Here is a 20,024-nt window from a genome sequence, read left to right on the forward strand (position 1 = left end):
TAGGGCGGAATTTCCCGCTAGGTGCCAGCCGCCTAGCGGGCAGTTTTTATAGCGTAAGCATCCCGTAAAATGTGTTCCGCGCTGCGGCCGGCTTCGGCTAGTTCGCGGGCGGTTTCGATAGATAAGCCCTCGCCATGGCCGGCGCCGATGCCTTGGAATAACCAGCTTTGGTTGTCTGCGGATTGAATCGAATCCGGGCACGACGGCAGTTTCAGCGTATTGCGAAATACTTCGCAGGCCAAGGCCTCGTCCGCATCGGCGTAGACCATGCGCACGTATAAGGCTCCGTCTTTGCGCCGCTCCCGGCGAATGTCAAAAATCTGCTGTTCGGCGAAAAGTCGCTGCAACTCCGCGAGCGGGATTTGCCGTTGCCAGCGTTGTGCGCCGCCGTTGGCAAACGCCAGCCAGTCGCGGTCTCCGGCCAATTCGTCCAATAGACCCAGCAACTTTGCATCGGTAGAGTGGCCGTGCCGGACGGGGCCGGTTAATGCCTCGCCGAGAAATACCATGCAATGGGTGGTATCGCATACCGAGCGGGTTTCGGCGTGGCGGTGTCCGCCGCGGCTGCCGTTCCAAACGATTACGGCCCGCAATGCGTCACGCGCCGGGCCGGCCAGGTGCTGGGCCTCGGCGGCGAGCACCGCGTCGGCATAACTTTCGGCATCGGTTTCCAATACGGTCGCGCCGCCTGCTGGGGATCGATGCAAGATACCGTTTATTCGCCGTTCCGAGCGGCTGCCGCGGGCAGTCGAGGTAATGTAAAAATGGCCGCACAAACTGATGCGCGCCGAGCCGGCTTCCAATTCCGGACAATCGCTGTGTGTCTGCCAACTGGCCGGATCGGTTGCCGAAAGCACATGTACCCGCACGGCCGCGTAACGGGATGGAAACCGCCGCTGCCAATCGCGCAGCAGCCCGGCGGCTTTTGCGGCGAGCGCGGCGCCACTGCTGCCCGATTGGCGAAAAATCGCCAGATACACCGGATGCTCGGCCGGCCAGGCGACCATCAAATGTCCGACCAAGGGTTGGCCGCCGCCGCTGGATACCGTTCCGGTTTTGGCCAACGCTTTCAGCTTACGGAAGGTCTGTTTGTCGGCAGCGTCGATACCGGCCAGCGTCGAGTTCGGAGTGACGCCGTTGCGAACCAGGCCTTGGAAATAATCGGGCTGCGACAATAGGGCGGCCCGCAGCGTTAAGGCCAGTTCCGGCAATGAGGCTTCGAGCGCGAAACCGCCGTCGGCGCCGCGTTCGCCGAGATAAGCCCGCCAGTCCTGATCGGTAACCGGCGGCCTTAGCGTCAGGCTTTGCTGTTTGATTGGGGATAGCAATAAACGGTAACGCTCCGGGCTAAATTGGGCCCGCCGCGCCCCTAATTTATCGGTATCGCTGGCGGCCAGTTCGTCGGCCAGTATTTGCGGATTGGCTTGGCTCAATGCCGCGGCATACGGAATTTTCAATAACGAGCCGGGCGGTAGCGGCGTAGCGACATCGCCGCCGGTTTCCAAAATCCGGCCGGAAATCAGGCTGGCCAACAAGTAACCGGAGCCGGCTGCGGGAAAGGGCGCGCCCAATAGGCGGCTCAGCATTTCCGGCGGGTTGCAGATTGCGGAAGGCCACTCGTAATGCAACGCCAGACGCCCCAACAAATCGCGGTCGCTTCGGTCCAGCGGAGAATTTTGCCGAATATGGCTGATCAGGTTTTCCAGGTCGGCAGCGTCTGGTTGCGGTTCGTGCTCGCGGCCGGCCAGTTCGCCGCTAAAACGCATCGCGGCCATTTCCTCGGCCCATTCCGGCAGGCGGCCTTTGCAAGTGCGGTAACTGGCTTCGTGAAACAGCTCGTGGCGTAAGTAAGCCGATGTCGAGAAACCGGGTTGGGTTATTTCGCGTAAATAGATGCTGCCGGGGCGCCAGGCTCCGGCATGGCGGCCGCTGAACTCGCCGCCGGTCAATGCCGGGAACACCCGTAACGGCTGCTCAGCGCTGGGGATGCGGTAACCGAGTGCCGCCAGCTCCTGCATTGCTTGAAATGCATCGCTGTGCAGCGCCGGCTGTTGCGCCAGTGTCCCGAAAAACAAAATCGCCGCACCTGCCTCGAAACAGCAGCGGCTGCGCGTACAGCGGCCAATGGCTCGGCGTATCGTCGCGATTAAGCGAGCTAGCGTCGCCAAGCCGGCGCAAATGAAACCGGAAGCCATAGCGCTCTGCGCAATCGATTCGGCTTAATTCCTGATCTTGTAACCGGTCCTGAACGCCCACCAGACGAATGCCAGGCAGATTAGCAAGAAGCCGAAGGTCATGCCTAAGCTGATTGCCACGTCGACATCGGCAATGCCGTAAAAACTCCAGCGGAAGCCGCTGATCAGGTAAACCACCGGATTGAACAGCGTGACTTTCTGCCATAGCGGCGGCAGCATGTTGATCGAATAAAACGCGCCGCCGAGAAAGGTCAGCGGCGTGACGACCAACATCGGCACCACTTGCAATTTCTGGAAGCTGTCCGCCCACAGGCCGATGATGAAGCCGAACAGGCTGAAGCTGACGGCGGTCAGCAGTAAGAATGCGACCATCCAGCCGGGATGGGCAATCTGGTAGGGTACGAATAGCTGCGCGGTACCGAGAATCAGCAGGCCCAGCATCACCGATTTGGTGGCGGCCGCGCCGACGTAACCCAGCAATACTTCGATCCACGATACCGGCGCCGACAGCAGCTCGTAGATCGTGCCGGACCATTTCGGCATGTAGATGCCGAACGAGGCGTTGGAAATGCTCTCGTTCAGCAGATTCAGCATCACCAGGCCGGGAATGATGAAGGCACCGTAGCCGACGTTGTCGATCTCGCCCATTCGCGAGCCGATGGCGCGGCCGAAGACGATGAAGTACAACGAGGTGGTCAGCACCGGTGCGGCGATGCTTTCGGCCAGCGTGCGAAAGGTGCGGGCCATTTCGAAATGGTAGATGGCGCGGATGCCGTAAAAATTCATGGCTTAACTCCTTGGGCTTGCTGGACCAGGCTGACGAAGATATCTTCCAGCGAACTTTCGCTGGAACGCAGGTCTTTGAAATCGATGCCGTGTTGGTTCAAGGCCCGCAGTAATTCGGCGATTCCGCTTTCTTCGGTCTGGCTGTCGAAGGTATAAACCAAAGTTTGGCCGTCGCCGGACAGGGTCAGCGGCCAGGCATGCAGTTCCGCCGGCAATTCCGTTAAAGGCTGGCGTAGCGTCAAGGCCAATTCTTTCTTGCCCAGCTTGCGCATCAACGCGGTTTTGTCTTCGACCACGACTAGCTGTCCCTTGTTAATGACGCCGATGCGGTCGGCCATGTCTTCGGCTTCTTCGATGTAATGCGTGGTCAGGATGATGGTTGTGCCTTGCTCGCGCAGTTCGCGTACCAGCCGCCACATGTCGTGGCGCAGTTCCACGTCGACGCCGGCGCTGGGTTCGTCGAGAAACAGGATTTCCGGTTCGTGGGATAAGGCTTTGGCAATTAACAGTCGGCGTTTCATGCCGCCGGATAAGGCCATGATTTTGGCGTCGCGCTTTTCCCACAACGACAACGAGCGCAGTATTTTTTCCAGGTAATCCGGGTTGGACGGCTTGCCGAACAAGCCGCGACTGAAGCGGACGGTCGCCCACACCGACTCGAACGCATCGGTATGCAATTCCTGCGGCACCAGGCCGATTGCCGCCCGCGCGGCGCGATAGTGCTTGCGGATATCGTAGCCCGCGGCGACCACGCTTCCCGAAGTCGGATTGACGATGCCGCAGATAATGCCGATTAGCGTAGTCTTGCCGGCACCATTCGGGCCGAGCAATGCGAAAATCTCGCCGCGCCGGATCTCCAGGTCGATGTTGCGCAAGGCCTGGAAACCGCCGGCGTAGGTTTTGTGTACGCCGTGCACCGAGATAATCGGCTCCGAGCGTACTGTCGTTGTGTGTGTGGGTGTCGGACCTATAGCCACGGTAATCTCCAGGCGCGTGCTTTATCGGATCAAGATCAGCGTTATTTGGGTTTTGAAGGCCGCCAGGCCAATCGAAGTAACGCGATTTTAAGGCGAATCGCGCCGCTTTTCTCGGCGGAATAACCGGCCATCGAGAACATCGAGCAATGAAGGAGGCAGCCGTGAAGCTTGACGCCTCTCTGAAATTACGAAAAGTGCCTATAGCGGAGTATCAAGCCCAATCCGATTTGCATGTTTATTGCTTGCTATTTTTTTTTGCGGTTGTATAATGCACGCATATCAATCGCGGGGTGGAGCAGCTTGGTAGCTCGTCGGGCTCATAACCCGAAGGTCGTAGGTTCAAATCCTGCCCCCGCTACCAGACAAAATAAAGGCTTAGGTTTAACGACCTAAGCCTTTTTTGTTGCCTGAAGGTTTCGGTAAGCAAATAGTAAGCGAATTTCGAATATATCAATCAACACTAAGACATTCGCTCAAGTTCAATGGCGAAATATTCCGCCATGTTTTATATCCCCTCAACATCAATTCCATGTTCGGCCAGCCAGGTCTTGCGCTGAAAATAATCGGGCATTGCACGCTCAACGCGCAACCAAAAAGCGGGGGTGTGATGCGGCTCGTGCAAGTGAGCAATTTCATGGACGACCACGTACTCCGCAATACGGGCTGGCAGCAAGATGGTCTTCCAATGAAAATATAGCCAGTCGCCCTTTCCGCAAGAGCCCCAGCGATAGCCGAGGTCCTGAACCTTCACGCCAGCAGGAGCGACCTCCATGCGAGACTGGTAGTCGGCGACGCGGCCGGACAACCAAACACGGGCTCTCTCACTGTACCAGCGGATGAAGTGCTCCCGTGCTCCATCCTGCACATCTTGGCGTAGCGCGAAGCGGCCATTTGCCAGTTTCAACGGGGCATCTTGGTGTTCGACCAATTTCAGCCGATGGCTGCGTCCTAGGTACAAGAAACCCTCACCGTTGACGAATTCCTTGCGTGGCACCTGGCGTTGCAATCGGTCTTTCTCGGCCAGCTTGGTGTAAATCCAGAAGCGTTTTTCGATAATAAAGTCACGGAGTTGGCTAATGCCAACATCCGGTGGCGCGCTCAGTATCAGTTCCCCCGTTCGCTCGACCGTGATTTGCATGGTTCGGCGTCTGGCGCTGCGCCGTATCGCGAACTGCAAATCATCCACCTGAATGCATCGCTCTGCCGCAACGGATAAGCTGCCCAATCGATGGTCGGTTGGTTTCAAAGGTTCCGGCATTGCTCTACACCTGCACCAGCTTGTCGTGATTGGCGCGCGCCTGCTCCATCAGCTTGTCGGCCAGCACACCTGCCTTATCGGTATCCACCAAAGGCGGTCTCAGCCGCATCAAGTGTTCGAACAGTTGGGTGTTCAGGTCTTCTTGTGCTGCGCGTTTGTGAGGGCTCCAGATATCCCGGTTACTTTGAAGTTCCTGCACCAGCAGGTCCACCAACTCCACGGTCACATCCTTCAGGCGCAGTAACTCAGTTGCCGTTGGTGTTTGACCAGCAGAAACCACATCCAGGACGGTACGCAAAAACGGCGCACAATGCTCGGGCAAGTCGCTGGGGGCATCGGCAGTTCCCGCCCTACCGGTGCGCAGCTCGTCGATGATTTTCTGCAGTTGCGCAATGACCTCATTCCACTGTTCGCCTAAGTTTTTCAGGATATCGTTCAAGCGTTCCGAGAGTTTGCGGTACAGCACCGGGTCTTCGTCGGTGTGCTTGCTAATATGCGAGCGAATCGCGTGCTCCATTTCGGAAGCCTTGGCGCGGTCGTTGGCGGCACGCGCCACGTGGCTATCAAACTCCGCATCACTTAGCTGAATCGGCGGAATTTTTGGATCGATGCCCAGCGAAATCACGTGGTCGTCGATCAGCTTGCGTACCTTGGCGCCAATATCCTTGCCCAATACCGGCGTGTCCTTGTAACGATTTCGGGCACGCGCATAGATGTAAGCCAGACGCTTGGCGTCGCCAGAATACGGCAAGCCTTCAGGGCGCGGCAGCACGGTATCCAACGATGCCAGAAAGGCTTTGAGTTTGACCGCGAACTCGGCGCGCAACTTCTCGCTGCCCAAAGCCTCGACACAGGCTTCGGCGTCATCGAGCGATTCAATGCCATGCCGACGAAACAGGTCCACCACGCGCAGATGCCGGTCGCGCAGTACCGGCACTTCGTCCTTTAGGCTGGCCAGTGCACCTGCTACGTCTTCATCAGCATAAGCCGCCAGCGCCTCCTTCAAATGCTGCGCCACGCCGTAATAGTCCACCACGATGCCGCACCGCTTGCCAAAGCCGGTACGGTTGACGCGGGCAATGGCCTGCAGCAATTCCGCCTCGCGGATGGGCCGGTCCAGATACATCACGCCTTCGATGGGCGCGTCGAAGCCGGTCAGCAACATCGACTTCACGACCAAAAAGGCCAATGGGTCGGTTTTCTCCGGCTTGGCTCCCTTGCCATCACTCAGCAGCAGAGGCTTCTTGAAGCGTTTGAGCAATTGCTCGTGCGCCGTGCCGTCGGTCCACCGCTTCCAGGCCGGGTCGTCATTGTTGCTGCCGGAAATGACGGGGGCGAATTCGATGCGGGCCAGCGTGTCGCGGTAGCGCCAAGCCTGCACCACCGCCTGCACCTTGGCCGGACGTTGGCACAGCGCTTCATCATCCAGCGCCTTGTCTTCGGGGGAAAGTGCCTGCGCTTCAGCCAGAAGCTCGTCACGTGCCTGCTGTAAGGCCTCGAAGTAGCGGATTGCCGCCAGGCGGCTGTAAGCCACCACCTGCGCCTTATAACCATTGGGCAGGATGTTGGTGACGTAGTGGCGAATGATGTCGCGCGCCTTATCGGCGATCAGCGTCGGGGCGTCGAAGATGTGGCTCTTGGTGGCGTACTTTTGCTTGATCGCCTCCAGTTCCTCAGGCGTGTGCTGGCGAAACAAATCCTCGAATAACTCGTCCAGGCTGGCCCCGTCCTTGATCGCGCCATTGGCGGTGCGGCCCTCGTACAGCACCGGCACCGTGGCGCCGTCGGCTTCGGCTTCCTTGATGGTGTAACGGTCGATGAACTCGCCGAAGATCTCGTGGGTGCGCTTCTTCTCGCCCATGATGATCGGCGTGCCGGTGAAGCCGATGCGCGCGCAGTTAGGCAGACCTGCCAGCAGATTGGCGTGCAGGTCGCCGGCCTGGGTGCGGTGGGCTTCGTCGACCAGCACCAGGATGCTGTCATCTTCATTGAGCACTTCGAACTTTTCTTCGGCTTTATAACCAGCCTTCGTTTGTTCTACTTTTGGCAGATCGTCTGCTGTCAGTGGCGCATCGCCCGCAATGTCGGAGTCACGGTATTTCTGGATCGTAGCAAAAATGAGTCCAGGCCCCTTGCGTCGTGCCAGCGTCTTGATGCCCGACGTACTCTCAGCCACGTCCACCACTTCGCCGGTCAGCGTGGCGGTCACGGATAACTGGCTCTGTAAGTCCTTACGGTCGGTGATGACGATCACCTTGAAGCGCCGCAACTGCGCATCCGCCCGCATCTTGCGCACCAGAAACACCATGGTGAGCGATTTACCGGAGCCTTGGGTGTGCCAAATGATGCCGCCGCGCTGGTCGTGCTCGCCATGTTGTCGTCGCGTCAGGCCGGTCTTGAGTCGAACCAAGGCGCGGTTGACGGCCCGGTATTGCTGATAGCGGCACACCGTCTTGATGGTTTGCCCGCCCGCCTGCATAAACAACATGAAATTCTGTACCACATCGAGCAGATGGGCGGGTGTCAACAGCCCGGCAATCAAACGCTCCTGCTCTGAGAGAGCGGACTTACCCAAACCGTGAGCCACCTCGAGTTCCGAACCCGTGCCATCCGGGCCGACCACCGTCTTCCATTGGGCGTAATGCTCGAAGGCCGCGCCGATGCAGCCTACCCTTGCCTCGTCGAAACTGGTGGCCACCAGCAACTGGTTGGTGGCGAACAGAGGCTCGTTGCCTTCGTTTTCATCCACCTCGAAGGCCGCCTTGCGCTGGTTGCTATAGCGCCGGAGCTGATCCACCGCCTCGGCCAGCGGCTCGGGGATGGATGGGCTTTTGCACTCCACCACCACCAGCGGGATGCCGTTTACCAGCAGCACCAGATCGGGCACGATGAACTGCTTGGCGCTGTTGAAGCCGGGCGGGCAATCGACGCGGTATTGGTTAATCACCGTGAAGCGGTTGTTAGCCGGGGTGTCCCAGTCGATGTAGCGGATGGTCTGGCCGCGGCCACCGTCCCAGCCGGGCAGGCCTTCAACGGTCAGGCCACGGATCAATAAAGCGGTGGCCTTTTCGTTGGCCTCCATCAGCTTGTGCGTGCCCAGCCGGGTGATGGCGGCGACGGCTTCTTGCAGCCGCGCCTCGTCCAGCCAGGGCAAACCGTCAGGCCCGGGATTCAGCGCGCGCAATTGTTCGCGCAGCAAACTCTCCTGAATCACCTCGGCAAAGCCGGTGCGGCCCGTGACCGACGGGTCATCAATGCTGCCTTCAATGTGCTGCCAACCCAGCGCCTGTAGCTGGGCTACGAATGGTTTTTCTGTCGTCTCAAGCTCGCAGCCCATCAATCCTCCTCACTTGTTTCGTCCGACAACGCAGCTAACTCGCGCTCAATCTGTTCGATGCTGGGCAGGCCGGTTTGCAGTTCGGCCGGCAGCGATTCCAGCAGTTTGTATTCGGCAATACCCATGGGCTGAGTCTTGTCGCCCAGGGCGTACTCGGCCACCACTTTGTTTTTGCTTTTGCACAGCAGCAGGCCAATGGTGGGGTTGTCGTGCTCGCTTTTCACCTGGCGATCCACGGCGGTCAGGTAAAAACCCAGTTGCCCCAGATGCTCCGGCTTGAACTTGCCGCCTTTGAGTTCGATCACCACATAACAGCGCAGCTTGAGGTGGTAGAACAACAAGTCGATGAAAAACTCGTCGCCGCCCACATTCAGCAGCACCTGCCGCCCGACAAAGGCAAAGCCAGCGCCCAGCTCCAGTAAAAACTGCGTCACATGCTGCACCAGCGCCTGCTCGACGGCGCGCTCCTGCGCATCATCGTGCAGGCCCAAAAAATCGAAGCGGTAAGGATCTTTCAGCGACTCGCGCGCCAAGTCCGACAAAGGCGCGGGCAGGCGCTGCTCGAAGTTGGTGATGGCCTGGCCGAAACGGGCGCGGGCATTGGTTTCGATCTGCATTACCAATATATTGCGCGACCAGTTGTGCTCAATGGCCTTCGCGGCATACCAGCGCCGCGCTTCGCTGTCATTCAACTTGTCCAGTAGGGCGATCTGGTGGTACCAGGGCAATTGTGCAAGCACCGCTTGCACAAATTCAGCCTCCGGCCAGGCTTGGGCAAAACTGCGCATGTACTTGAGGTTGCGCGGGGAAAAGCCCTTCATGTCCGGGAAGGCGGTGCGTAAATCCTGCGCCAGCCGTTCGATCACTTTGGCGCCCCAGCCTTCCCGGCCTTGCCGCTCCAAAATGTCGCGGCCAATCTGCCAGTACAACAGCACCAGCTCGCGGTTCACCGCCAGCGCGGCGCGCTGCTGGGCGGAGTGGATGCGGGTTTTGAGTTCGGCCAGCCAGTCGGTGTAACCGCTGGGGGGCGGGGTGAGGGAAACGGGGCGGTCGGTCATGGGATGGTTCCCTCTAGCAGGAGCGTGACGCGGACGCGGCCGGTGAGGAGGTCGTCCATCAATCCTGACTTTTCCGCAAATGCCTTAGCTAGATACTGCTGTTCGCTTTGAAGCTGTTGGTCAATGGCAGTTAATCGCTGACCAATCTCTCGCTGCTCATTGATTTCGACAGGTGCAGCGACTGGAACTTGGCGCAGTGCACCCAGCGTAATCTCAGCGAACGTAGTGCCTTTAATTTCGAGCTGAATTGCCTGCTGCGCACGAGAATGTCTAATTGCCCATAGCAGGAAATTTCCATCAGTATGCTCATTCGGGGAGATCTTGGCTGTCCCCTGCGTCAGGTTTGCCCCATTAAGATCACTTGGAACCGGCAGTACTTTTCCAACGGTTGCCCGGATTGCCATGACGATGTCGCCCGTCCGGACCTCCGAACGCGCATAGTTGCTCGCGATTCGCCGTGATGTGCATAGCATACCTTCACGAATTAAACAGTCGCCTGACATATCCCCTGTTCGAATATAAGGAACTCCAGTCGGCACGTGTGGCCCGGCCTGAACAATTCCGTACGTGATTTCCGATGAGGTGTAATCGGATAGTGGTCTCACATCCCACTCCTTTGGAATCCACCCCAGCGTCGATTTCTTGTAGAGGTGCGGCGCCTCGGCCTGTGGCGGGCGCAGTTCGCCGTTGGCGTCGATGCCGCGCGTCAGTAGGTCGTGCAGCAGGCCCTGCTTGACGGCCTTGAGTTTGGCGATGACCGCCTCGGTTTCGTGTATAGCGGTGTCGAGGGTGTCGAGGATTTGAGCCAATTTAGCTTGCTCAACACCACACTCTGGGTAGCTAAGTTCAAATTTTGTTAAGTCACTAAGCTTAATAAACTGAATTACAGATCCTGCGTGAGTGCGCGACAAACGATCTTTGAGGTGGTGCCTTAAAAAGTGGTAGACGTATCGAACATTCAAATCGAATTTATCAATCACATATGTTCTTTGATAAGCCTCAAACTTACCGCAAAAATATTGGACATTACCAACCTCACCATTACCCGCTACTAACAATGCCTCCGTATCAAACGAAAAGGAATTTGAATAGGTGTAGTTCTTTGAACATGTAAAAAAAGGATATATTCCAGATTTATCACCTTGATTGACATCCTTTTTCCCTGTGCGAATGAAGCAATGTGTACTTAGATAGCTGGTTTTAAATGGGGTGAGCTTAGACATAACCCAACCCCTTCAAGAACCCCTGGAGTGCCTTCGCTGCCTCATCGCGCCGGCCCTCGATCTCAGTCAGCGTTACCCGGTACTTATCCCACCAGTTCTCGAACGCGGCGACGATGGCCTTGCGCTGCGCGGCGATGTAGCGCTCGACGATGGCTTTCATGTCGTTGTGCAAGATGGTCAGCAGTAACTCGGCAGCGGCTTCCGACGTCAGGCTATCCACTGCGTCATCGATGTGCTGCTTGAAGCTATCGTTTTTGGCCTTGAGTTGTTTCTTGACGGCGCTGAGTTCCTTTTTCCAGACCTTGAGCTGTTCTTCGCTCACGGCGTTGTCTTCGTCGGCCTCATCCTCCGCCGCCTCGACGGCTTCGCCGTTCTCGCCCTCGGCATCCTTGGGACTGGCGGCCTTGATCTGACTGTCTAATTCAGCTTTCTTGGCTTCCAGCTCGGTGATGGCCTCGACAAAGTCGCTCATCAGGAACTTGACCAGCTTGTGCTCCAGCGGATTTTCCTTGCTGGCTTTGTCTTCCAGTGCGGTGACGATGCTGGTGCGCCAGGCGTCGGCCACGCCTTTGGCGCCGCGCGCCATCAGGGTGAGGAAGTCGTACTTGGTCTGGTACCAGAACCCAGCGACGATGCCACGCACCTGAAAAGGGTCGAGCAGGCCAATGGCCTCCAGGCTCTGGCTGAAGCTGGCCAGCAGGTCGTTACGCAACGCGACCAGGCTGGCGGCGTTGTCCATTTGCCCGGACAGTGCGGTGATGCGGCCGCTGTGTTCTTGCCACCATTGTTCGAAGGCGGCGCGGATGGCGGCCTCTTTGGCCACCAAGCCGGCATTGGTTTCGATAGCTGGCTTGAGAGCCTGCCGCTTGTCGAGGGCGGGTACAAAGTCGAAATACTTGGCGTCGCGTTCCACCATTAGGTCCAGCGGATTTAAGCCGTGGGCGTTGAACAAACTGAATTTGCCGGCCACCTCTGACTTGGGTATGCCGCCGACCAGATGGGCGCGCACGTCATGCGGTTCGGGGGGCGGCGCGTTGTCGGCATAGCGGCGAATGTTGAGGTTGTAGTCATTCTCTTTTAGCGCGGCGTTGTCGACGATGGCCGAGAAGCCGTCGATTTGTTTGAACTCATCAAAAGTCGTGACGATTTTCTCGATGTGCTCGGGCAGCAGGTAGTTCTGGGCGCGGCCTTCGAAAAATTCGCGGTCGGCGTTGATGAACAATACTTTACCCTGGCGTTCGGCAGGCTTGCCGCTGACGCGGTGGGCGCCGTTCTGCACCCGCTGGCGCAACACCAGAATGCAGGCGGGAATGCCGGTGCCGTAGAACAGGTTGGGGGCGACGCCGATGACGGCTTCAAGCAGGTCGTCTTCGATGATGCCGGCGCGGATGGTTTTTTCCTCGCCGCCCCGGAACAGCACGCCGTGCGGCATGACCGTGGCCACCATGCCGCCGTCGCGGGTGACGGCCAGCATGTGCTGCAGAAACATCAGGTCGGCTTTCTTGGCACCTAGCGGCACTTGGCCGTAGCGGAAGCGCTCGGCTTCGAATTTGGGTTTCCAGGCCGGTTTACCGTCGGCATCTTTCTCGGTATTGCCCCAATTGATGGAAAACGGCGGATTGGTCAGCACCCGGTCGAAGTGCATCAACTCGCCGCCTTCGACGTGCTGTGGCTCGGCCAGGGTGTCCTCGTTTTGCAGGTTGGCGGTGCTGATGCCGTGCAGCAGCATGTTCATCTTGGCAATGGACCACACCGTGCCGTTGAATTCCTGGCCGAACAGATTGGCCTTGCGGCCGTCTTCGCCATGCTCGTCGATGTATTCCTTGGCGGCGATCAGCATGCCGCCGGAGCCGCAGCAGGGGTCGTAGATGTCGTGTTTCAGTTCGGGCTTGATCAGTCGCACCATCATCCGCACCACCGAGCGCGGCGTATAGAACTCGCCGCCTTTCTTGCCGGCCGAATCGGCGAATTCGCCGATCAGGTATTCGTAGGCTGCGCCCAGCAGGTCGGGGAACTCGAAGTCTTCGTTGCGCAGCCGGTACAGGCTGAAATGGGTGATGAGCTGCTGCAGCTTGATATCGGGGATTTTGCTCTGGCCGATCTTGCGGGTGAAGTCGATGTGCTCGAGAACGTCATAGAGGCTGACGTTTTCGCCCTCGATCCCGGCCAGCGCCTTGCTCAAAAGGTTGCCGACGTTGGCCTGGCGCGAATTGTCGACCAAGTAGCTGTAGCGCGACTCTTTCGGCACCCAGAAATAGCCGTCTTTTTTGTACCAACGTTTGTTCTCGGCCGCGGCTTCCGCGTCGGCGAGCGGCTTGCCCGCATCGAGTTCGAGCTGGATCACTTCTTCTCGGCGCTGTTCGAACACGTCGGAACAACGCTTGAGGAACAGCATCCCGAAGATGTATTCCTTGAATTCAGAGGCATCCATCTTGCCGCGCAGGATATCGGCGGCTTTGAAGAGGTGGCGTTCTAGTTGAGGTAAGGTTAAGGGCATTTAGCGTTCCTACTATTCATTGGCTTGATAGTAACAATTAATCTTTGTTTTGAAGATAGTTCCGTCGATTGGCTTGCTTTATAGCTTTTGGGGCGCAGGCTCTAGTCGCTTGGTTTTTCAACGGAATCCTCTGCCTGCTATTGCACTACGTTTTCAGGAATTAACGACTCAAGCAGATTTGGAAATGTGGCCGGCCATCGAAAATAAAGCACTTGCCCCAAGCTTGAGTAACCGCCGCTGCAGATTTCCCGTTTTTTTGGGCGCAGTTACCGAAGGTAGCGAAGGTAGCGAAGGTAGCGAAGGTAAGACGAGCTATAACTGAATCTGGTGTTTGGTAGTTGAAGAGAAGCGGCGTATCTGGTTGATTATTTGTGACCAAACAAAACGATCAAAACCAAGGATACGCCACCATGAAGAAGAGTAATGTAATCGACCTGTCGAGTCGAGAAGAGAACGCCGATCTTTTGACCGATCTGATTCGTCAAGGCGCGCGGAAGTTAATAGCGCAAGCCATCGATGCCGAATTGGCTTCCTATCTGGAAGCCTTCAGCGAACGGAAGTTAGGCGATGGTCGGGCCGCCGTCGTGCGTAACGGATTCCAACCTGAGCGTGAGATTCAGACAGGCATTGGCCCCGTAGCGGTGAAGGTTCCCAAGGTTCGGGCAAAAGACGGCCAAGGGGCTACCTTTCGTTCGGCGTTGGTGCCACCGTATGTGCGCAAGACACGTTCCTTATCGGCTGCATTGCCCTGGTTATACTTGAAAGGTATCTCCAGCGGTGAAATGGAAGCCGCACTGGAAGTCCTGGTTGGCCCGGATGCCACGGGGTTATCAGCCAGCACCGTGGCCCGTTTGAAACGCGAGTGGGCGGCGGAATATAACGATTGGCGAACCCGTCGCCTGGACCGAGATCAGTGGGTCTATATCTGGGCTGATGGCATCTACAGCGGGCTGCGAGCGGAAGATGTCAAGCTGTGTGCCTTGATCATCATCGGGGTCAATGAGCGCGGGGAAAAACGATTTCTGGCGATTGAAGACGGTGTGCGCGAATCGACGCAGAGTTGGCGGGAAGTATTGCTGGGCTTGAAAGCACGCGGTATGAACAGTCCCAAACTAGCCATTGGTGACGGCGCAATGGGTCTCTGGGCCGCGCTGGACGAGGTTTACAGCGACACCCGACAACAACGCTGCTGGGTGCATAAAATGAACAACGTCCTGAACCGCGTTCCAAAAGCGGTGCAACCCAAGATGAAGCAGTCGCTGTACGACATTTGGCAGGCTGACACCCAAAAGAACGCCGAACGCGCCTTCGACCAGTTCGCCACGCTCTATGACGCCAAATATCCCAAGGCGGTTGAATGTCTGTATCGCGACCGGCATGAACTGCTGGCCTTCTATGACTTTCCGGCTCAGCACTGGCAAAGCATTCGAACAACCAACCCCATCGAATCAACCTTCGCCACTATTCGCCATCGCACCAAGCGTGCCAAAGGCTGTCTCGCCCGCGATGGCATGTTGCACATGCTATTCAAACTGGGACAAACGGCTGAGAAAACCTGGCGACGCCAGCGAGGATTTGATTATCTCGCCAAAGTGATTACCGGGGTTCCGTTCAAGGACGGCATTGAGCTAGAAACCGGCAATCAGATCGCCGCTTGATCAAGGCCTGAACACCAGATTTGACAATAGCTCAGGTAAGACCTGCCAGCCGTGTAAAGACTCTTGGTCAAAAACTGCTGCTACGGTGTCGGAAATAAGACAAAAATCTGACTGGAAATTTAGCTTTTGCAGCTAAGTGTCTGACAGCAAAAAAGGTTGTAACGTTATCCACAAAAACTGTGGATAACACTGGGGATAAAAAGTTTTTTAAGCCGCTAAATGCCTAATTTTTGGGGCGTTTGCTTAGATTGACTCGATTTTAGCCACGAATTTATCTAATTCAAAATCAATGGCTTACACGCGAAAAAGCATGGCTTGGAGACTAAGATCGCACCATGATTGCGCATCGATAGTGTCAAGTGGTTTTTTGTGAATAATTAAAATAAATGCCTTGCATTTTTCCATGTGCCGTCTAGCCCTTTTTCGCCCAAAACCATGTTAACTATGTTTGCCGCCCGGTCATTCCTTTGTCATTAACTACCCTGTTAATGTCGCTATTTGAGCGCCAAAACCAGCCAATGCTTTGGCCGTGCTTCCCGACGATCAGATTGATTCAGCACTCAATAAAGGCTTCATCTAGCTAAATTAGTGGCTGGAATGGTTTTTCATCAACCTGTTAGGCCAATGCGTTTTCCATCGTTACGTCATCATTCAAATGATGGTAGGTGGGTTCGATCTGCGTGATACTGGTGCCGCACATTTCCGCGTTTGTGCAACTTTATGGAAAAAACACAGCAAAAGCGGCGATTGCTTTTGCTGTGCGAAACTTTTGTGTAACTTTAATTATTAATTAAATCAAATAATTAACTTTAAGGTATTACTCCCATTCAATCGTCGCCGGCGGCTTGCCGGAAATGTCGTAAGTCACCCTGGAAATCCCCGGTACTTCGTTGATGATGCGCCTTGAGACCAAATCCAAAAAGTCGTAAGGCAAATGCGCCCAACGGGCGGTCATGAAGTCTATCGTTTCGACGGCGCGCAGGGCCACGACGTAGTCGTATTTGCGGCCGTCGCCCATCACGCCGACCGATTTGACCGGCAGGAATACCGCAAAAGCCTGGCTGACTTGGTTGTACAAATCATGGCGATACAGTTCTTCGATGAAGATGGCGTCGGCCTTGCGCAGCAGATCGGCGTAGGATTTTTTGACTTCGCCGAGGATGCGCACGCCCAGGCCGGGGCCGGGAAACGGGTGGCGGTAGATCATGTCGGCCGGCAGGCCCAGTTCCAGGCCGAGTTTGCGCACTTCGTCCTTGAACAGTTCGCGCAAGGGTTCGACCAGTTTCAAGGTCATATTTTCCGGCAGGCCGCCGACGTTGTGGTGGGATTTGATCAAATGCGCCTTGCCGCTCTTGGCGCCGGCCGATTCGATCACGTCCGGGTAAATCGTGCCTTGCGCCAACCACCGAGCGTCGGTCAGTTTGCCGGCTTCCTCGTCGAAGATTTCCACGAACAGGCCGCCGATGATTTTGCGTTTTTGCTCCGGGTCGTTGACGCCGGACAGCGCGGCCATGTAGCGGGCCTCGGCATCGACGCGGATGACTTTGATGCCCATGTGCTGAGCGAACATTGCCATGACCTGGTCGCCTTCGTGCAGGCGCAGCAGGCCGGTATCGACGAAGACACAGGTCAGTTGCTCGCCGATAGCTCGATGCAGTAAAGCCGCCACCACCGAGGAATCGACGCCGCCGGACAAGCCGAGAATGACTTGGTCGCTACCGACTTTTTCCCGCACCGCGTTGATGCTGTCTTCGATGATGTTGCTGGCGTTCCACAGCGCCGCGCAGCCGCAGATGTCCAATACAAAACGGCTCAGGATGCGGCCGCCTTGCTTGGTGTGGGTGACTTCCGGGTGGAATTGCAGCGCGTAGAAGTTGCGCTCTTCGTCGGCGATGCCGGCAATCGGTGCGCCGTCGGAGCTGGCGATCAGTTTGAAACCGGCCGGTAGTTCGACCACGCGGTCGCCGTGGCTCATCCACACGTCCAGCAGGCCGTAACCTTCCGCAGAGACGTGGTCTTCGATTTCCTTTAACAATTTGGAGTGGCCGCGGGCGCGGATTTGGGCGTAGCCGAATTCGCGGTGGTCGGACGATTCGACCTTGCCGCCCAATTGCTCGGCCATGGTCTGCATGCCGTAGCAGATACCCAGTACCGGCACGCCCAATTCGAACACGGCTTGCGGCGCGCGCGGAGTGTCGCTGCTGGTCACGGTCTCCGGCCCGCCGGACAGGATGATGCCTTTGGCGCCGAAGTTTTTGACTTCGGCGTCGCTACTGTCGCAGGAATAAATCTCGCAATAGACGCCGATTTCGCGGATGCGGCGGGCGATCAGTTGCGTGTACTGCGAACCGAAGTCGAGGATCAGGATTTTGTCGGAATGGATGTTGGCGGCGGCAGAATTTGTCACGGGCTAACCTTCGAAGATGCTGGAGAGGCCTTAACCGGTTAAGGCCTGTTTGAATTGCAAGTAGCGCGGTTGGCTGTCACAGCAGCCGATGTTCGCGGTAAAGTTGGTCGAGCAAGACTTTGCTGTCGGCGACTTGTTGGCTCAAATTGCGTTCGGCAATTGCGCGTTGCAACTTTTTCACGAAGCGCAGATACGGCGCAGCCCGCATGTAATGGCGCAAATTGGTATGCCCTTTGACGATATTGCCGATGCGTTCGGCATTGCCGGCCACAGTCCAATTCGCTGCCGATGGGGCTTCTGCCGCCTGGAAAAACATCGTCAAATTGCCGCCGTCTGCCGACAGCAAATGGCCCACTGCATGCAGGCCGGCTTTCTCGCCCATCTTCTGCAAAGTCTGCACGTTGAAGTTGAACAAATGCGCTTCGTGGAAGCTGCTGGCCGGCGATTGGCAAACCGCTTCGACATTCGGTACTTCCACCACCAGCGTCGCGTCCGGTTTCAGTAACTTGCGCAAAATGCCGAGCACGGAACACGGGTCTTCGGTGTGTTCCAGCACATGCCAGATGGTGATCAAGTCGAAGCTGGCTTCGGCAAAGTCGCCGTCCTGGACAAAACCGATCTGCAAGTTCAATTGGTACTGGGCTTTGGAATATTCGGCATAGCCTTTATTCGGCTCGATGCCTTGAATATCGTGGCCCAGAGCCTTCATCAAGTAGGCGAACTCGCCGCCGCCGGTGCCAACGTCGAGCATGGTTTTGCGGTTTTGCAGCAAATGCTTGATCTTGTCGTGGCGCTCTATCGCCACCCGGCCGGCCCGCAATATGTGCTTGGCTTTGGGGGCATAGGTGTTTTTGTAATCCAGCCGGTATTCTTCCTCGTAAAATTTCCGGGGATCGTGCGGAAACGGATCGCTCCAGACCAAGCCGCATTGGTCGCAAATCACGGTGCGCAATGGCGCGCCGCTTCGGCTACGCATGGACAGCACGCTAACGTGCCGGTTGCCGCATAAATTGCAGGGGGTCGAAGAAGTTTCTGACATTGCGCTGACTTGGGGTGTGAAGGTTGCGATTCGTAGCGGACCGGGTGCGGTCCGCTGCCTAAACCGGCGGTGGCCGGTTTTAGTTCATATGGTAATTCGGCGCTTCTTTGGTAATCGTCACGTCATGGACGTGGCTTTCGCGCATGCCGGCATTGGTCACGCGCACGAATTGCGCATTTTCCCGCATCTCGGCGATGGTGCTGTTGCCGGTATAGCCCATGCTGGAACGCACGCCGCCCAATAATTGGTGGATGATGGCCAACACGCTGCCTTTGTAAGGTACGCGGCCTTCGATGCCTTCCGGCACCAGTTTTTCCACCTGGTCCGTGTCTTCCTGGAAATAGCGGTCGCTGGAGCCTTGCTGTTGCGACATCGCCCCCAGCGAGCCCATGCCGCGGTAGGACTTGTAGGAGCGGCCTTGGAACAGTTCCACTTCTCCCGGCGCTTCTTCGGTACCGGCGAACAATCCGCCCAGCATGACGGCATAGGCGCCGGCCGCCAGGGCTTTGGCAACATCGCCGGAGTAACGGATACCGCCGTCGGCGATCAGGGGCACGCCGGTGCCCTTCAACGCGGCGGCGACGTTGGCGACCGCAGTGATTTGCGGCACGCCGACGCCGGCGACAATGCGGGTGGTACAAATCGAGCCGGGGCCGATACCGACTTTGACGCCGTCGGCGCCGGCTTCGACCAGTGCTTTGGCCGCCGCCGCGGTAGCGATGTTGCCGCCGATGACCTGCACCTGCGGAAAGTTTTGTTTGACCCAGCGCACCTTGTCCAGCACGCCCTGGGAATGGCCGTGGGCTGTGTCGACAATAATCACGTCGACGCCGGCTTCCACCAACGCTGCGGCCCGCTCGCCGGTATCCGTGCCGGTACCGACCGCGGCACCGACCAGCAAGCGCTCCTGTTCGTCTTTGCAGGCTTGCGGATTGTCTTTGGCTTTTTGGATATCCTTGACGGTAATCATGCCGCGCAAATGAAAGTCATCGTTGACCACCAATACTTTTTCGATGCGGTGGGTATGCAGTTTTTCAATGACTTCTTTATGGGTAAACGATTCGTTTACCGTCACCAGTTTATCCTTGGGCGTCATGATTTGGCTGATCGCCACGTCCAGCCGGGTTTCGAAACGCAAATCGCGGCTGGTGACGATACCGACCAACTCTTCGCCGTCGACTACGGGTACCCCGGAGATGTTTTTGGCCCGGGTCAATTCCATGACTTCCCGCACCGTGACGTAGGGCGATACCGTGATCGGATCCTTGATTACCCCGCTCTCGTATTTTTTCACCCGCCTGACTTCCGCCGCTTGTTGCTCGACGGTCATGTTTTTGTGAATGATGCCGATACCGCCTTCCTGAGCGATGGCGATTGCCAAGCGGGCTTCTGTTACGGTGTCCATCGCCGCCGAGACCAGCGGAATATTCAGTTTGATTTTGCGGGTGAGCTGGGTTTTCAGCTCGACTTCGCGCGGAAGCACGCTGGAATGGGCGGGAATCAATAAAACGTCGTCAAAGGTGAGAGCTTCTTGAATGATTTGCATAAATCACACCTGGGGGCTAATCGTGGATAAGCCAGCCATTGTA

General features: G+C 57.1%; 12 protein-coding genes and 1 tRNA gene. 2 read left to right on the top strand and 11 right to left on the bottom strand.

What is annotated here, in order from left to right:
• Positions 1 to 32: 32 nt before the first annotated feature.
• Genes VXJ35_RS00095 through VXJ35_RS00105 form a run of 3 tightly spaced genes read right to left on the bottom strand, consistent with a single transcriptional unit; the run spans position 33 to position 3,958 of the window.
• Positions 33 to 2,195, bottom strand: a complete 2,163-nt coding sequence (locus tag VXJ35_RS00095) for a hypothetical protein (RefSeq protein ID WP_231914816.1) — start codon at positions 2,193 to 2,195, stop codon at positions 33 to 35.
• Between the two features lie 24 nt (positions 2,196 to 2,219).
• Complete coding sequence (locus VXJ35_RS00100) at positions 2,220 to 2,981, bottom strand: ABC transporter permease (RefSeq protein WP_064019987.1); 762 nt, start codon at positions 2,979 to 2,981, stop codon at positions 2,220 to 2,222.
• Positions 2,978 to 3,958, bottom strand: coding sequence for an ABC transporter ATP-binding protein (locus VXJ35_RS00105; protein WP_231914817.1), 981 nt, complete (start codon positions 3,956 to 3,958; stop codon positions 2,978 to 2,980). Before VXJ35_RS00105 ends, VXJ35_RS00100 begins: the two co-directional genes overlap by 4 nt.
• 284 nt (positions 3,959 to 4,242) lie before the next feature.
• Between VXJ35_RS00105 and VXJ35_RS00110 the strand changes: the two genes are divergently transcribed.
• Positions 4,243 to 4,319 (top strand) — tRNA-Met (locus VXJ35_RS00110).
• A gap of 144 nt (positions 4,320 to 4,463) precedes the next feature.
• Here VXJ35_RS00110 and VXJ35_RS00115 read toward each other — a convergent pair.
• Genes VXJ35_RS00115 through VXJ35_RS00135 form a run of 5 tightly spaced genes read right to left on the bottom strand, consistent with a single transcriptional unit; the run spans position 4,464 to position 13,331 of the window.
• Entirely contained in the window at positions 4,464 to 5,216 is a 753-nt protein-coding gene (locus VXJ35_RS00115; protein ID WP_064019988.1) for a M48 family metallopeptidase, read from the bottom strand.
• Between the two features lie 4 nt (positions 5,217 to 5,220).
• Positions 5,221 to 8,553 carry a type I restriction endonuclease subunit R gene (locus VXJ35_RS00120; RefSeq protein WP_064019989.1) on the bottom strand — a complete coding sequence of 1,111 codons (3,333 nt, stop codon included), beginning with the start codon at positions 8,551 to 8,553 and terminating at the stop codon, positions 5,221 to 5,223.
• On the bottom strand, positions 8,553 to 9,611 hold the full coding sequence (locus tag VXJ35_RS00125) for a YhcG family protein (RefSeq protein ID WP_064019990.1): 1,059 nt from the start codon (positions 9,609 to 9,611) through the stop codon (positions 8,553 to 8,555). The genes VXJ35_RS00120 and VXJ35_RS00125 overlap by 1 nt, the downstream gene beginning before the upstream one ends.
• Positions 9,608 to 10,834 (bottom strand): restriction endonuclease subunit S, encoded by a 1,227-nt coding sequence (locus tag VXJ35_RS00130; protein ID WP_082880746.1) that lies wholly within the window; start codon positions 10,832 to 10,834, stop codon positions 9,608 to 9,610. Before VXJ35_RS00130 ends, VXJ35_RS00125 begins: the two co-directional genes overlap by 4 nt.
• Entirely contained in the window at positions 10,827 to 13,331 is a 2,505-nt protein-coding gene (locus VXJ35_RS00135) for a class I SAM-dependent DNA methyltransferase (protein ID WP_064019991.1), read from the bottom strand. The genes VXJ35_RS00130 and VXJ35_RS00135 overlap by 8 nt, the downstream gene beginning before the upstream one ends.
• Positions 13,332 to 13,741: 410 nt before the next feature.
• Between VXJ35_RS00135 and VXJ35_RS00140 the strand changes: the two genes are divergently transcribed.
• Positions 13,742 to 14,989: an IS256 family transposase gene (locus tag VXJ35_RS00140; protein WP_064023300.1), complete on the top strand. Its 1,248-nt coding sequence runs from the start codon at positions 13,742 to 13,744 to the stop codon at positions 14,987 to 14,989.
• Positions 14,990 to 15,806: 817 nt separating this feature from the next.
• On the opposite strand, the gene guaA is transcribed toward VXJ35_RS00140, so the two are convergent.
• From guaA to guaB, 3 genes are all read right to left on the bottom strand, one after another.
• Positions 15,807 to 17,396, bottom strand: a complete 1,590-nt coding sequence (guaA, locus tag VXJ35_RS00145) for a glutamine-hydrolyzing GMP synthase (protein ID WP_064019992.1) — start codon at positions 17,394 to 17,396, stop codon at positions 15,807 to 15,809.
• Positions 17,397 to 17,472: 76 nt separating this feature from the next.
• The gene (locus VXJ35_RS00150) at positions 17,473 to 18,435 is read right to left on the bottom strand and encodes a bifunctional 2-polyprenyl-6-hydroxyphenol methylase/3-demethylubiquinol 3-O-methyltransferase UbiG (protein ID WP_231890705.1); all 963 of its coding nucleotides are present in this window, start codon (positions 18,433 to 18,435) and stop codon (positions 17,473 to 17,475) included.
• Positions 18,436 to 18,514: 79 nt separating this feature from the next.
• Positions 18,515 to 19,981, bottom strand: coding sequence for an IMP dehydrogenase (guaB, locus tag VXJ35_RS00155; protein ID WP_064019994.1), 1,467 nt, complete (start codon positions 19,979 to 19,981; stop codon positions 18,515 to 18,517).
• Between the last annotated feature and the right edge of the window lie 43 nt (positions 19,982 to 20,024).

Origin of the sequence: Methylomonas sp. DH-1 (assembly GCF_046097555.1) — a bacterium.
Taxonomy (GTDB): Bacteria; Pseudomonadota; Gammaproteobacteria; order Methylococcales; family Methylomonadaceae; genus Methylomonas; species Methylomonas koyamae.